The sequence below is a fragment of the Sessilibacter sp. MAH1 genome, assembly GCF_054658315.1.
The window spans coordinates 96709-111262 of sequence record NZ_BAAGIC010000002.1 but is presented as its reverse complement, the minus strand read 5'-3'; the positions used below and the strand labels follow the sequence as shown (position 1 = coordinate 111262).

Here is a 14554-nt window from a genome sequence, read left to right as displayed (position 1 = left end):
AGATTACAATCGAGACATGCTTTGAAAGATGAATATTTAAACAAGATCGTACGGTTACACTTGGAAGTGAGTACACCTTGATATCGTTAAAATAAACACCACTAACTCAAAGCAAATGCTTTACCGATTTCATTGAATTACAGACAGGCGCGATTATGAGCCAAGAACAAGAAATAAACGATTTGAATGTGGTTTCCCAAGAAGTGCTAATTACCCCGCAGGAAATCAAAGCTAAACTCCCATTGACCGACAAAGCAGCCGCAACTGTTGCTGCCGGACGTTTAGCCGTAAGAAACATACTTGACCGTAAAGACCCACGCATCATGATCGTTGTGGGCCCGTGCTCTATTCACGACGTAGACGCCGCAATGGATTATGCCCGTCGTTTAAAAGACTTGGCAGAGCAAGTAAAAGACACTCTGCTAATTGTCATGCGTGTGTATTTTGAAAAGCCACGTACCACCGTTGGCTGGAAAGGTTTAATTAACGACCCGTATCTGAACGATTCTTTTAAAATTGATGAAGGTTTGCACATTGGTCGCAAGCTTTTATTGGATATCGCCGAGCTTGGCCTACCTACCGCTACCGAAGCCCTTGATCCCATCTCGCCACAGTACATGCAAGATTTGATCAGCTGGTCGGCCATTGGTGCGCGTACGACCGAATCGCAAACTCACCGCGAAATGGCCAGTGGCCTTTCTTCGGCAGTGGGCTTTAAAAACGGTACCGACGGCAGCCTGACTGTTGCTATCAACGCACTGCAATCTACCGCTAATCCACACAGATTTTTGGGCATCGACAACGAAGGTAAGGTTGCCGTTATTCATACTCGTGGTAATGCCTATGGGCATGTTGTGTTGCGCGGCGGAAACGATAAGCCTAACTATGACTCGGTAAGCGTAAACATTTGTGAAAATGAGCTGGAAGCAGCAGGTATTCAACCGAACATCATGATCGATTGTAGCCATGCTAACTCCAACAAAAACCACGAATTACAGCCGTTGGTTATTGAAAACGCGACCAATCAAATTGTTGAAGGCAACAAATCAATCATTGGTTTGATGATCGAAAGTAACATTGGCCCCGGCAGTCAAAAAATTCCTGAAGACTTATCGCAATTAACCTACGGCGTTTCTGTAACCGACAAGTGTATCGATTGGGATACCACTGTTACCTGCTTGACCGATATGGATAAGGCGCTAAAAGATATTTTGCCAACACGAAACAATTGATCATCAAGACGGCATAATTGATTAGACATAATTGATTAATAGTGGCGGTGAGGCTTGCTGAGTCGTCAAAAACTCTTTTAGTTCCTGCTAAAAAGCACGTGTAACACGTGCTTTTTTTGCATTCCGCTTTCTTAAATCCAAGCACAGCGCTATCGGCTGTATCATCAAAAAGCTCTCGCCCATTCAAAATCTATCCTGTTTTGCGTTACATCCGATATCCAGACATCAAATTGAACGCCTAATATAAGTAGTCAGTCTGTTTAAAATTATTTTGAAGACAAAATTTATCGATCTTTAAATCGATTTCGTGTTTTGCTAATTCGCACAAAGAAAAGATTCTTACAGGAAGTTAAAACGTAAAAAATCCTCTACACTTTATATTGAATGTATATTACTGCGCCAATTAATTATCCACAGCCTAATTGGAAGCTTTCTATACACTCAGAAACAATATTGAAATAGTTAAAAGATGATATATATTTTTTAATATAACCTTTTACTATATTTACATCATAAAAAAGCCAAAACGTTTAAACAAAATCTCCATAGGTGTAAATTATTTTGAAAAACCGATCGGTTTTTTAGTTAGACCCTGCAAGTTTTGCAGAGCTTCACATATTCGCTATGGTTATTTTTTTGGCTTATTGATACAGTAATTAAGTAATAAGCAAGACATATTCGAATTTTAGAATGTTAACAACTTGATTTTTTAAATTTAAACCACAAACTTATTCACAAGTTATTCAACTAGGCATTTCTACATCATGATCGACTGGAGCAATCCGCTGTACAATCAAAGCAATCTGTCAGAAGGCTTTCTAAATCCATTAGAACCCGACGGAATTTGCCTTAGATATGCCAGAGAATTGGGTCGTGATTATGTTTTTATCGTTAGCGCGCAACAGATCGACAAGACCAAAGCACTCAGAGAGTTGGTTGTTTTTTTAAGCGATGATATTTTGCTTGAAGACTCCAACACCGAAATCATTTCAGTTCATTTCAATCCGCAAGGCAAACGTGTTTATCGTCGTTTTAGCATAGAGTGGACTCCCGCAGGCCCAACGCTCAGCCGACCCAAATCACGTGCCGGGGCATCGCATATCGAATATTTGGAAGCATTGTTTTTTAGAAGCATCAATGCGGAAGATTTTGGTGACGACGAAGACGAATAGATCGTAAAACTATCGTTAACACCAACATCATATCAGCCAAAAAAAGCACTCTCACATTTGCACGTATAAATATGCAAAACGTTAGCCCAGTGATTTCTGCCGTGAAGAAAAGCACACAACGATATTGATTATCGCTTGTGTGCTGGAATGCGGGAGCAATTAATAGAAGGCGTTAGTGGTGTCGGTGTGATCCGTCATATCTTTAACACCGGCAAGTTCGGGAATGCTTTCCATTAACGTTTTTTCAACGCCATTTTTCAGTGTTAAATCGACCGCGCTACAACCTTGGCAACCACCGCCAAACTTCAATACTGCAAAATTCTTAGTATCTATTTCAACCAACGAAACATTACCGTTATGTGCCGCAAGACCCGGATTAATTTCGTTATACAAAACGTAATTGACCTTGTCTTCTAATGGACTGTCGTCGGAGATCTTCGGCATTTTTGAATTGGGTGCGCGAATCGTAAGCTGTCCACCCATTCTATCGGCAGAGTAATCAACCTTGGCGTCTTCTAAAAATGGCAAGCTGCGATTTTCAAAGTAAGCTTTGAATTTGCCATAATCAACGATTTCATCGTCTTCTTTTTCTTCGCCTGGACGACAGTAGGCAATACAGGTCTCGGCTTGCGGCGTTCCTGGCGTGGAGACAAACATGCGAATACCAATATCGTCCACATTTTGTTTTTCCAGAAGTTCTGCCAAATAATTCTGAGCAGATTCAGTAATTTCAACCATAGCCATAAAATTTTCGACCTTTAAATGTGTATTTGAGGGCTCATGGATTTTTATACTTGAGCAACATACTAGGAATTGTGCCAAAACCTGAGCAAATCCACCAGCTCAAAGTTTTATCAGCTAAAACAGTTGCTTAAATAAAAAGCATCTTCGACGATCGTTATTTGCAGGAAAAACTCCCAATATAGCGCTATGTTGGTAATTTCAATCCTAGATCAGCCCCGCATTATTATACGGTCTGCACAGACACAAAGCGTGAGAACTTGCCTCAGTCTCGATCTCTGATAAACTGCCGGCCAAAACTATATCAAAATATTTTGATATAGAATTTATTCAAGAGGAACAGATACATCCATGTCTAATCAAAACGCGCGCTCCAAACTGTTCAAAGACGCCCTAGAAAACCGCATTCTAATATTGGATGGTGCCATGGGTACCATGATTCAAGGCTACAAACTAAAAGAAGCGGACTATCGCGGTGAACGTTTTGCCGATTACCACATGGATATCGCCGGTAACAACGATCTCTTATCGTTAACCCAACCTCAAATCATTAAAGAGATTCACGCCCAGTATCTACAGGCGGGATCAGACATTATCGAGACCAATACCTTTAACGGAACACGCCTTTCCATGGCCGACTATGACATGGAAGACTTGGTTACCGAGATTAACTACGAATCTGCACGCTTAGCCCGAGAGGCCGCCGACGAGGCAACATTAGAAACTCCAGAGAAGCCACGATTTGTCGCCGGAGTTTTAGGTCCAACCTCACGCACCTGCTCAATCAGCCCCGATGTTAATGATCCGGGTGCGCGTAACGTAACCTTTGATGAACTGGTTGAAAACTATCTTGAGTCTCTAGATGCGCTTGTCAAAGGTGGTATCGACATCATTTTAGTTGAGACTATTTTTGACACGCTCAATGCTAAGGCTGCGGTTTTCGCAATCAATCGGTATTTCGACCAATATAACATCGAATTACCGGTGATGATTTCCGGCACTATCACCGATGCCTCAGGCAGAACCCTATCGGGACAAACCACCGAAGCCTTCTACAACTCACTGAAGCATGCTAAACCCATTAGCATGGGTCTTAACTGCGCCCTAGGTGCAGACATGCTTCGTCAGTACGTTGCCGAACTGTCACGGGTTGCCACCTGCTTTGTTTCTGCCCACCCCAATGCGGGATTGCCTAACGAATTCGGCGAATACGATCAAACACCAGAAGAGATGGCGGAAATCGTTGGTGAATTTGCGTCCAGCGGTTTAGTCAATATTCTTGGCGGCTGTTGTGGTTCTACACCACAACACATTCGTGCCATTGCCGAAGCTGTCAGTAAATTTCTACCAAGAGCTATTCCAGACCGCGAGCCCGCCTGTCTACTTTCGGGACTTGAGCCGTTCAACATCACCAAAGATTCGTTGTTTGTTAACGTGGGGGAACGCTGCAACGTAACCGGCTCGGCAAAATTCAAAAAACTCATCGTTAACGACGACTACTCAACGGCTTTAGAAGTAGCGCTTGAGCAAGTTGAAAACGGCGCACAGGTCGTAGACGTTAACATGGATGAAGGCATGCTCGATGCTAAATCGGCAATGACCACCTTCTTAAATCTCATCGCCAGCGAACCCGACATTTCAAAAGCGCCGATTATGATCGACTCATCGAAATGGGATGTGATCGAAGCGGGATTGAAGTGTGTGCAAGGCAAGGCCATTGTTAACTCCATCAGCCTAAAAGAAGGCGAAGAAGAATTTATTGAGAAAGCCAAACTCTGCCGCGCCTATGGTGCCGCCGTTATCGTCATGGCTTTCGACGAGACCGGACAGGCCGATACCTATCAACGCAAAATCGAAATCTGCGAGCGCTCGTATCGGGTTCTGGTCGATAAAGTCGGTTTTGATCCCGGCGATATTATTTTCGACCCTAATATTTTTGCTGTGGCAACCGGCATTGACGAACACAACAATTACGCGGTTGATTTCATTGAGGCCACCGCTTGGATTCGCAAAAACCTTCCCTACGCCGGTGTATCCGGCGGCGTAAGTAACGTCTCCTTCTCTTTCCGTGGCAACAACCCGGTTCGCGAAGCCATTCACTCGGTCTTTTTGTACCACGCTATTAAGGCCGGTATGAACATGGGTATCGTCAATGCAGGACAGCTTGCGGTGTACGACGATCTCCCTAAAGAATTACGAGATTGTGTTGAAGATGTGGTTCTCAACAGAAGTCCCAACGCTACCGAAGCCTTGCTCGATATTGCCGAGAAATACAGAGGTGACGGCGCCAAAGCCATTAAAAAAGACGACTCAGAATGGCGTGACCTGCCCGTTGCCGAGCGGTTGAAATATGCCTTGGTTAAAGGTGTAAGCACCTATATTGAGGAAGACACCGAAGCTGCTCGCCAAGAATCGAAACGACCTTTAGATGTTATCGAAGGCCCGCTGATGGATGGTATGAACGTCGTGGGTGATCTGTTCGGTGAAGGTAAAATGTTCCTACCGCAGGTTGTTAAATCCGCACGTGTTATGAAGCAATCAGTCGCTTACTTACAACCATACATTGAAGCCGAAAAAGATGAGGCCAGCAAACCTAACGGTCGGGTACTAATGGCTACGGTAAAAGGCGATGTCCATGACATCGGCAAGAACATCGTTGGTGTTGTTTTGCAGTGTAACAACTTCGAAGTTTTGGACTTGGGCGTAATGGTTCCCGGTGACAAAATCCTAGAAACCGCCCTAAAAGAAAACTGCGATATTATTGGTCTCTCGGGATTAATTACGCCATCGCTGGAGGAAATGGTGTCGGTGGCTAAAGAAATGCAACGCCGAGGCATCGATAAACCACTGATGATTGGCGGAGCAACCACGTCAAAAGCGCATACTGCGGTGAAGATAGATCCTCAATTTAATCTCAACCAAGTGGTATACGTTCCAGATGCTTCTCGTGCGGTGGGGGTTGCTTCAACTCTACTTTCAAACGAGTTGAGACCTGAATTTATTGCAAAATTACAAACCGAATACGCAGAGGTTCGAGAACGAACCGCCAATCGAAAACCGCGTCGTGCACGCATTGGTTACCACCAAGCGCTGCAAAATAAGTTGACTCACGAGTGGAACGCCGATGATATTTTCACGCCGAACCTAATCGGTACGCAGGTGTTTGACAATTATCCTCTCGAAGAGCTAGTTGAGTACATCGATTGGACACCATTTTTTATCAGCTGGGATTTAGCAGGAAAATATCCGGCAATCTTAGACGATAAAGTCGTCGGTGAAGCTGCACGAAATTTGTTTAGCGATGCGCAAGCCATGCTCAAGCAATTGATTGAAGAAAAACAATTAACCGCCCGTGGTGTGATTGGTATTTGGCCGGCCAACAGCAAAGACGATGATATCGAAATCTACGACCCAGTAGACGGCTCGCCCGTTGCTGTTTGTCATCATCTACGCCAGCAATACAATAAATCGGAAGAGGTAACGCTGGCGTCGCTGGCAGACTTTATTGCGCCTAAAAGCAGCGCCATTAAAGATTACGTTGGTGGTTTTGCGGTAACCGCGGGCATTGGTGCCGAAGAGTTATCGAAGTCCTTTGAGGAAAAAGGCGATGACTATTCTTCAATTATGGTTAAAGCCCTAGCAGACCGATTGGCAGAAGCCTTTGCTGAGCGCATGCATCAACGTGTACGTCGTGAATTCTGGGGTTATGCAAAAAATGAAAGCTTGGATAATCAAGCGTTAATTAAAGAAAAATACCAAGGTATCCGCCCTGCTCCCGGTTATCCGGCTTGTCCAGATCATTCCGAAAAAGAAACTCTGTTTAAGTTGCTGGATGCTACCAAGGCAACGGGAATGGAATTAACGGAACATTTCGCCATGACACCGGCGGCGTCGGTTTCGGGTTGGTATTTTGCGCATCCAAAATCAAAATACTTTTCGGTGGGTAAAATCGGCAAAGATCAGGTTGAAAGTATTGCTAGCCGTAAAAATAAATCCGTCGAATACGTCGAAAAATGGCTACAATCAAATTTAGACTACGATAACTAAACGCCCTTTTTCTAAGGGCATTCGGTTAGAGGATGCCCTTATGAATCAAAAACAAGATCTCTCCAGCCCAAAAACCTCTTGGCTACAGTTAGTTTGGAGTGTTATTTGCGCAGCATTTGGTGTTCAGAATAATAAAAACCGCGAGCGCGATTTTGCCGATAAAAACAATCTTAAGTGGTTTATTGTCGCAGGTATTTTATTCACGATTACGTTCATTTTGACCATTTACGCGTTGGTTGTCTTTGCATTAAAACTGGCAACCTAAGCACGGCAGAAACCTAATTGTCTGCTTATTTGGCCAACAAAATCCTACCCAATTATTCCACTTTCAGAAATCTTCTCGCTTATTGCGATTGATTCTCAAATTTATAATCGAAAACCCCTGTTTAGCTCACTCAAACAATGAATTTTGCTCGACATTTTAGCTTTGCAATAATCAACCCTCTGAGCAAGTAACAAGATTAGCTGTTTTATTAACTCAATGACTTAATAAAATAAATTAACGCATTGGATTTACAAGGTTGCGAAATCCAAATTGGCTAAGTGATTAACTAAATCCACCATCGGATAAATTTCGCTATTGTCTTACACCGAAATTTAAACAGTAAAAATTTATACATTTTTGTTATAAATTTTTTTGGGAATTTTAATCACCGAACATCAATAATTGCGACAAAAGTATTATTGATATTTTAAAAACCACGCAGAGAAAACAAAGTAAATGAAGGGGTTTTTCAGAGTAAAAGGAATTTACGAGAGGAAAGAATGAACCACAGCGGGCACGGTTAGCACCCGCACGTATTCCATTTATTGACCGCTAATCCAAAATAGACACGTGGCAACAAAAATCACAACGAGTACGACAGATGCAATTGAATCCGCCAAATTATCGTCTTCATTGTGTACGTGTTGGATCTGAACATCGTCACTAAAATTATTCATTAAAAAACACTCCAATTAATAACTTTAATTTCACGGCTTTTATTTATCGCTTAAAGCCTAATTTTTATTTAGATATTTTTTATTTACTTACAAGATTAATTATTGTTATTAATCGAATCATGTCTAGGAATTAGAATATTTATTTCGATTTTTGAGAAATACGTCTAACACGATGTTACCAAATTACCCGTGTTACCTTATGAACTGCTACCTCGCGAGTTGTGTTACTTTAGTGTATCCTTCGCGACTCTTTTTAAAATTGATTTGAAATAGATTCAATATAAGTAGGCTCTTATCAAAAAGAGTGATTATTGATCAATTTGATTTAGGATAAGCTGATTTAATGTACATTTACGACCAGCATGACAGTCAAATTCTGAATGAACGCGTCAAACAATTTCGCGGCCAAACAGAACGTTATTTAGAAGGTAATTTAAAGGCTGAAGAATTCCTTCCGCTACGATTACAAAACGGGCTTTACATCCAAAGACTTGCACCAATGCTGCGAGTAAATGTGCCTTATGGCATGATCAACAGCGCCCAGCTTCGCAAACTGGCCCACATTGCTCGTCATTACGACAAGGGTTACTGCCATATCAGTACTCGTCAAAATGTGCAATTTAACTGGCCGAACCTTGCCGAAGTGCCCGATATTTTGGCTGAGCTGTCTGAAGTGAACATGCACGCCACCCAATCGAGTGGTAACTGTATTCGTAACACGACCTCAGATCAGTTTGCAGGCATTGCTGGCGACGAAACCGTCGATCCACGTCCTTACTGTGAATTGATCCGCCAATGGTCGAGCTTCCACCCAGAGTTCGCGTTCTTACCGCGCAAATTCAAAATTGCCGTAACAGGCGCCGAATCAGATCGCGCTGCCATTCAGGTTCACGATATTGGCCTACGCGTTAAACAAAATGCCGCCGGTGAAACTGGCTTTCAAGTTTATGTGGGTGGCGGTCTTGGTCGTACTCCTGTTGTCGGTCAAGTTATTTGCGAATTCCTACCGGAACAAGATCTACTCACCTATTTAGAAGCTATTCTTCGCGTCTATAACTTGTTGGGTAATCGTGAAAACAAGTACAAAGCTCGTATTAAGATTTTGGTGCGCGCACTCGGTATTGATGTTTTCCGTGAAAAAGTAGAACAACAGTGGGCACAAGTTAAAGATGGCCCTAGTAAGGTTCCTAGCGCAGAAATTGAGCGTTTAAAAAGCTTTTTTACCGCTCCAGCCTATGAAACTCTTAGTGCAGATGCTGGTGTAGCTGAAGTAACAAGTCTTGCCGCAGAAAACAAAGCATTTGCTCGCTGGCTAGAGCGCAACACGCACGCTCATAAAATTGCTGGTTATGTTGCGGTTTCTCTGTCATTGAAACCGACAGGTGTAGCACCTGGTGACATAACCGACAGCCAACTGGAAGCCATTGCAGACCTTGCCGATGCCTACAGCTTTGGTGAAGTAAGAACCACGCATGAACAAAATATCGTTTTGGGTGATGTAAAACGCAGTGACCTGCCTGAGCTTTGGCAAAAACTCAAAGACAATGGTTTTGCCACGCCCAATATTGGCACCCTAACCGATATGATCTGCTGCCCAGGCGGTGACTACTGTTCACTGGCAAACGCCAAATCAATTCCTATTGCCGAAGATATTCAACGCACCTTTGACGATCTGGATTATTTGTACGATTTAGGCCCGATTGATCTAAACATCTCTGGTTGTATGAATGCCTGTGGTCACCACCACGTTGGTAACATTGGTATTTTAGGTGTTGATAAAAAAGGCGCTGAGTTCTACCAAATTCAACTCGGCGGTCAAGTCGGTAACGCTACCACTCTAGGTAAAGTATTAGGCCCGGCATTCTCGCAGGCAGAAATACCTGACGTTATTCAAAAGCTTGTTGGTGTTTATGTGAATCAACGCGGTGAAGGTGAAAGCTTTGTCGAGACTTACAACAGAATCGGTATGGAGCCATTTAAGGAGCAAGTTTATGCAAAAGCTGATTAAAGATAACGCCATTACCGAAAACCAATGGCAACTTGCACTTGCTCCCAAAGAAGGTTTTGTCGCCACAGAACCTACGTTGCTGCCTATTGAATTCGTTAAAAATGCCAACTTAGAACTTCCTAATCCTAATATTGGCTTATTAATTCAGTCTGGCGACGACATTAGCGAAGCTAAAGAACTGATCAACTCTGTTGATGTTGTTGCCTTGTACTTCAAGAACTTTATGGATGGCAGAAGCTTCTCCCAGGCGCGTATCATTCGTGAACAATTTGGCTATAGCGGCGAATTGAGAGCCAGCGGACTTTTTATTCGCGATCAGTTGCTGTACCTAAAGCGCTGTGGTGTGAACGCTTTTGATTTTTCTGAAAACGCCCTAGAGCCAGAACAAGCTAAAGATTCGCTGGACGATTTCACCAATTTCTACCAAGCTGGTGTTGATCAACCACAGCCGCTCTATCGCCGCCGCCTAGAAAGCTAATTCAAAATTTTTACAGGCATAAAAAACGGAGCTTTAAGCTCCGTTTTTTATTAGATCGCCAAAATAACTAAGAATAACTAAGCCGTTAATTTTTGCGATTTTATTTTCAGATCCGCCCTTACCTTTGCTCGTATATCCATCCAAATCTGACCGAGCATATTCTCACCACGTTGATCACGGCCAATTCCCCAATAGGGATCATATAAGGATGTTTCTACGATTTTTACATCGCCAGTATCTAGCAAAGCCTGCTTAACATCAGGAAATTTACTGACTTTGGTAAACAGTGCGCGAGTCATCATGACACGACGCTTTTGGCGCCAGTCTTTATCTCTGCCACGCTTCCACCAACGATTGCCCATTTTATAGGCATCAATTCCACGCTCAGCAGCACTTATCTCGTCGATATCTTGAGGCTTAACGAACTTTTTAGACTGATAATAATGTTCGGCCGTAGTCCAGGTTACATTTTCCAACTCAATAGGATGCGGCGAAACGGTAGACAACAAACATGTGTCGTCAAGTCGCGAGAAACTGTAAGCCTCTTCTATAGACCTATCGTGTTCAAACATGATGAACGGCTCCTGCCACCGAGTGAATTTGATTTTGAAGATATGCCATCAAAACTGAACAAGTAACGAACGAACGCTGGATAAGACCAGGACTGATAAATGTCAAAGTGTAAAACTCATAAAAAGTATGTCAGCTAACAAAAACGATTATAGTAAAAATCGTCGCGCTCAGCGCGGTTTTTAACAATTAATTTTTTCTACCGAGACGTAAATGGTTAATTCCAAAAAGAATTAAAAAGTGACTGTCTAAGAGACAACAGATATTCAAATTCACATGTGTGCAAATTTAATACAAACAGTTGTGGAACGAATAGAAAAGACTAAAGGAAACTCTGATTATGTCATTCTTGATTCAATCAGATATTCCTCAACAGATTAAATTTTCATTTTAAGTGTAATGCACAGAAAATCTTGAGGAAACTATCACTTTATAATTTTATAAGCCTAATTGAGAACATTATTTAATCTAAGCAATAATTATTTAGATATTAGTTCGTACAATTTACAGCGTAGAATTTTTAACTACCAGTTTTTTTACCGTAAATAACCAACATATATATAAAATTAACGTTAGAGCAAACCATTCTGCGGCAATTGCACCAAATAAATCAGGGGCTTTCATACTGGTAGACATCAAAGAGTCTTGATAATAAAAAAACCAAGGATTTTCAGGCGGAAATACTTGCTTGTGCAACCAATAAAAAACCTCTTTCGGACCAACAGCAACTATGATCACACCAAGAGCCAAAAATAAACTAATAACACCAGCATGAGCCAATTTTAATCGCGGAACAATCTTTGTTTTAAGAATCACCACTACATAAGCAAGAACCACAGTCAACGAAAAATACGCAACGTAATCGAAAAACGTTATTAAGTTGGCGACATCTTGCAGATGAGTAACTTCATCTTGCCAATACATAGTCGCGATTGGTTTTCCAGCTTTATCGTGATACTCAATTTTCGCTAATCCATTGCCGCCGGTATTAATTTCATCGACAACTTCGGCAAAAAGTCGGTAACGCTCTTCGTCTGTAGTCAATTCAAATTGATGTCTGTGCCGATTTTGAGGAGCGAATTTTTCGATGTGTGCGTTGATATCAAGTGTTTGATACCAAAACGGATAATTAAAATTAACAAGTGACAAAGCCTGCCAAGATAGCCAAAGTACAGCAATAAAACTGCATAGAACAAATGGCAACCAGTACAAACTGAGTAAGATGGTTTTAAGTCGAGTCACGTAGAACCTAGCTCTAAACAATAAGGAGTTTAATTAAGTGTGGAATTCTATCGGCACTAAATAACGACTAGATTACAGAGCAAACCAACGTTTAGGAAACTCTTATTTACTGAGAGTTTCCAACAACACAAAAATGTATCGCCAATTTCAAGAACTGTAAGCGATTGAAATTGTGAAAAAATTGGAAATCGCATTGTCAATTTCTTGCCTCTGATTACATCATGGATGAATTAATCAGAGCTTCATTTAGTTTGTGCAGTGTTTTCCAAAAGCAACAAATTCATGCTCTTGCCACTCGTTACCCGCTTTAGTCATCATGGTTTCGCACCACAGCTCATCATAGATAGGCTCATTAAAAATAACTGGAATATCCTGCTCGCTTTCAGACTCGAAGGTTGGATCGCGACCGACCGAATTCTCGGTGGCGGTTTGGTTAAATTCCGGCACAACAAACAACCCAGCGGCGATTAAAATAATGCCGCTGAGAGTAATACCTACCCAAAAAATTTTATTTAATGACATACAAAATTCGCGTAAATAATTATGCCCGACGCCACTTGGTGCCTTCTTTGGAATCTTCCAAAATAACGTTATTTGTTTTTAAGTATTCACGAATTTCATCGCTGCGAGCAAAGTTTTTATCTTTCTTCGCTTGCTGACGCTCGTTAATTAACGCCTCGATATTTTCTGCGGTTAAATCCGATTCGGCACTGGCTTCTTTAAACCACTCTTCAGGGTCGTGCTGCAAAATACCAAGCAGACTCGATAACGCCATCAAATGCGACTTTGTCTCAGCCGCATTTTCTGAGCCTTTGTTCAAGTCTTTAACTAACGCGTGCACTTCACTGATCGCTAAAGGAGTATTAAGGTCGTCTAACAAGGCGTGATAACCTTTTGAATTTGATAAATCAAATTCGTCAACAGCGATATCGCTATTGTCACGTAAGGTGCCGTAAAAACTGTCCAAAGTTGCTTTTGACTGCTGTAATAAATCCGCAGAAAAATCCACTTCCGATCGATATTGTGCAGACAACAAGGCAAATCGAATGACTTCACCCTTGTAGAGCTTCAACAGGCCTCTAACGGTGCGAAAATTGCCCAATGATTTCGACATTTTTTCGCCGTCGATATTTACGAAACCATTGTGCATCCAATAGCGCACATATTCTTTGCCGTCGTGGGCGCAGCAGCTCTGTGCAACTTCATTCTCGTGATGCGGAAAAACGAGGTCTCTACCACCACCGTGAATATCGATAGTTTCACCAAGATGTGCTTTAACCATTGCCGAACACTCAAGATGCCAACCTGGTCGGCCATAACCCCAGGGACTATCCCAACCGGGTTCGTTCGGATCGGACGGTTTCCAAAGTACAAAATCACCGGCGTATTTTTTGTAAGGTGCCACCTCAACACGAGCGCCGTCCAACATATCTTCTAAACTGCGGTTAGAAAGCTGGCCATAATTGCTCATAGATTCAACAGCAAATAACACGTGGCCTTCTGCTTCATAGGCGTGGCCTTTTTCAATTAATGCCTGAACCAGTTCAATCATCTGTTGCACATGTTCAGTTGCCTTAGGAACAATCGTTGGCGTTAAGTTATTCAGCGCCGCCATATCATCTTTGTAGGCATCAATATATTGCTGGGTAAACTCCTCGATGCTTTGATTAGCCTCGTGAGCACCTTGCATAATTTTGTCGTCAATATCGGTAATATTTCTTGCGTAGGTTACCTTTGGATAAAGGCTTTGCAGCATACGAAATAATGTATCGAAAACTACAACTGGGCGAGCATTACCAATATGAACATAGTTATAAACGGTAGGACCACAAACATACATGGTGACAGATTGCGGATTTAAAGGCTCGAAGACTTCTTTTTGACGAGTTTTTGTGTTGAAAACTCTAAGCTTAGAATTTTGTTCCATAACAATTTACAACCAATTTGTTCGAATGACTTGCCGGTACAGGCTTTTTGGGCACTGGCTCTCAAACAATTATTAAATAACGAATTTTATCTATTTACAGAAACTTGGATTAATTCAAAGTTTCACTCGATACAGGCAAACATCGTAAATTTCAAAAAAAGCGCTTAAATTTGAGCACTAAAAAATCATCGGTCT

General features: G+C 42.0%; 12 protein-coding genes. 6 read left to right on the top strand and 6 right to left on the bottom strand.

All coding sequences use genetic code 11. From position 1 onward, the window contains the following. Positions 1–155 precede the first annotated feature (155 nt). Both ACYQ28_RS02400 and ACYQ28_RS02395 read left to right on the top strand, forming a co-directional pair. Positions 156–1232, top strand: a complete 1077-nt coding sequence (locus ACYQ28_RS02400) for a 3-deoxy-7-phosphoheptulonate synthase (RefSeq protein ID WP_460047802.1) — start codon at positions 156–158, stop codon at positions 1230–1232. A gap of 764 nt (positions 1233–1996) precedes the next feature. Beyond that, entirely contained in the window at positions 1997–2404 is a 408-nt protein-coding gene (locus tag ACYQ28_RS02395) for a hypothetical protein (RefSeq protein ID WP_460047801.1), read from the top strand. A gap of 159 nt (positions 2405–2563) precedes the next feature. Here ACYQ28_RS02395 and nfuA read toward each other — a convergent pair whose 3' ends face one another. After that, the gene (gene nfuA, locus ACYQ28_RS02390) at positions 2564–3148 is read right to left on the bottom strand and encodes a Fe-S biogenesis protein NfuA (RefSeq protein ID WP_460047799.1); all 585 of its coding nucleotides are present in this window, start codon (positions 3146–3148) and stop codon (positions 2564–2566) included. Between the two features lie 348 nt (positions 3149–3496). On the opposite strand from nfuA, the gene metH reads away from it, so the two are divergent. Both metH and ACYQ28_RS02380 read left to right on the top strand, forming a co-directional pair. After that, positions 3497–7192, top strand: a complete 3696-nt coding sequence (gene metH, locus ACYQ28_RS02385) for a methionine synthase (RefSeq protein WP_460047798.1) — start codon at positions 3497–3499, stop codon at positions 7190–7192. A 40-nt stretch (positions 7193–7232) separates the two neighbouring features. Then, entirely contained in the window at positions 7233–7457 is a 225-nt protein-coding gene (locus tag ACYQ28_RS02380) for a DUF2970 domain-containing protein (RefSeq protein WP_460047797.1), read from the top strand. Between the two features lie 542 nt (positions 7458–7999). Here ACYQ28_RS02380 and ACYQ28_RS02375 read toward each other — a convergent pair. Beyond that, entirely contained in the window at positions 8000–8134 is a 135-nt protein-coding gene (locus ACYQ28_RS02375) for a hypothetical protein (protein ID WP_460047796.1), read from the bottom strand. Between the two features lie 343 nt (positions 8135–8477). On the opposite strand from ACYQ28_RS02375, the gene ACYQ28_RS02370 reads away from it, so the two are divergent. Further along, positions 8478–10142, top strand: coding sequence for a nitrite/sulfite reductase (locus ACYQ28_RS02370; RefSeq protein ID WP_460047794.1), 1665 nt, complete (start codon positions 8478–8480; stop codon positions 10140–10142). Further along, entirely contained in the window at positions 10126–10620 is a 495-nt protein-coding gene (locus ACYQ28_RS02365) for a DUF934 domain-containing protein (protein WP_460047792.1), read from the top strand. Before ACYQ28_RS02370 ends, ACYQ28_RS02365 begins: the two co-directional genes overlap by 17 nt. 77 nt (positions 10621–10697) lie before the next feature. Here ACYQ28_RS02365 and ACYQ28_RS02360 read toward each other — a convergent pair whose 3' ends face one another. The 4 genes from ACYQ28_RS02360 to cysS all read right to left on the bottom strand — a co-directional run bounded on the left by ACYQ28_RS02360 (position 10698) and on the right by cysS (position 14359). Beyond that, positions 10698–11192, bottom strand: coding sequence for an NADAR family protein (locus ACYQ28_RS02360; protein WP_460047791.1), 495 nt, complete (start codon positions 11190–11192; stop codon positions 10698–10700). 502 nt (positions 11193–11694) lie between these two features. Beyond that, entirely contained in the window at positions 11695–12432 is a 738-nt protein-coding gene (locus ACYQ28_RS02355; protein ID WP_460047789.1) for a lipoprotein intramolecular transacylase Lit, read from the bottom strand. A gap of 246 nt (positions 12433–12678) precedes the next feature. Next, positions 12679–12954 carry a hypothetical protein gene (locus ACYQ28_RS02350; protein ID WP_460047787.1) on the bottom strand — a complete coding sequence of 92 codons (276 nt, stop codon included), beginning with the start codon at positions 12952–12954 and terminating at the stop codon, positions 12679–12681. A gap of 19 nt (positions 12955–12973) precedes the next feature. Then, positions 12974–14359 carry a cysteine--tRNA ligase gene (gene cysS / locus ACYQ28_RS02345; RefSeq protein ID WP_460047786.1) on the bottom strand — a complete coding sequence of 462 codons (1386 nt, stop codon included), beginning with the start codon at positions 14357–14359 and terminating at the stop codon, positions 12974–12976. Positions 14360–14554: the final 195 nt, after the last annotated feature.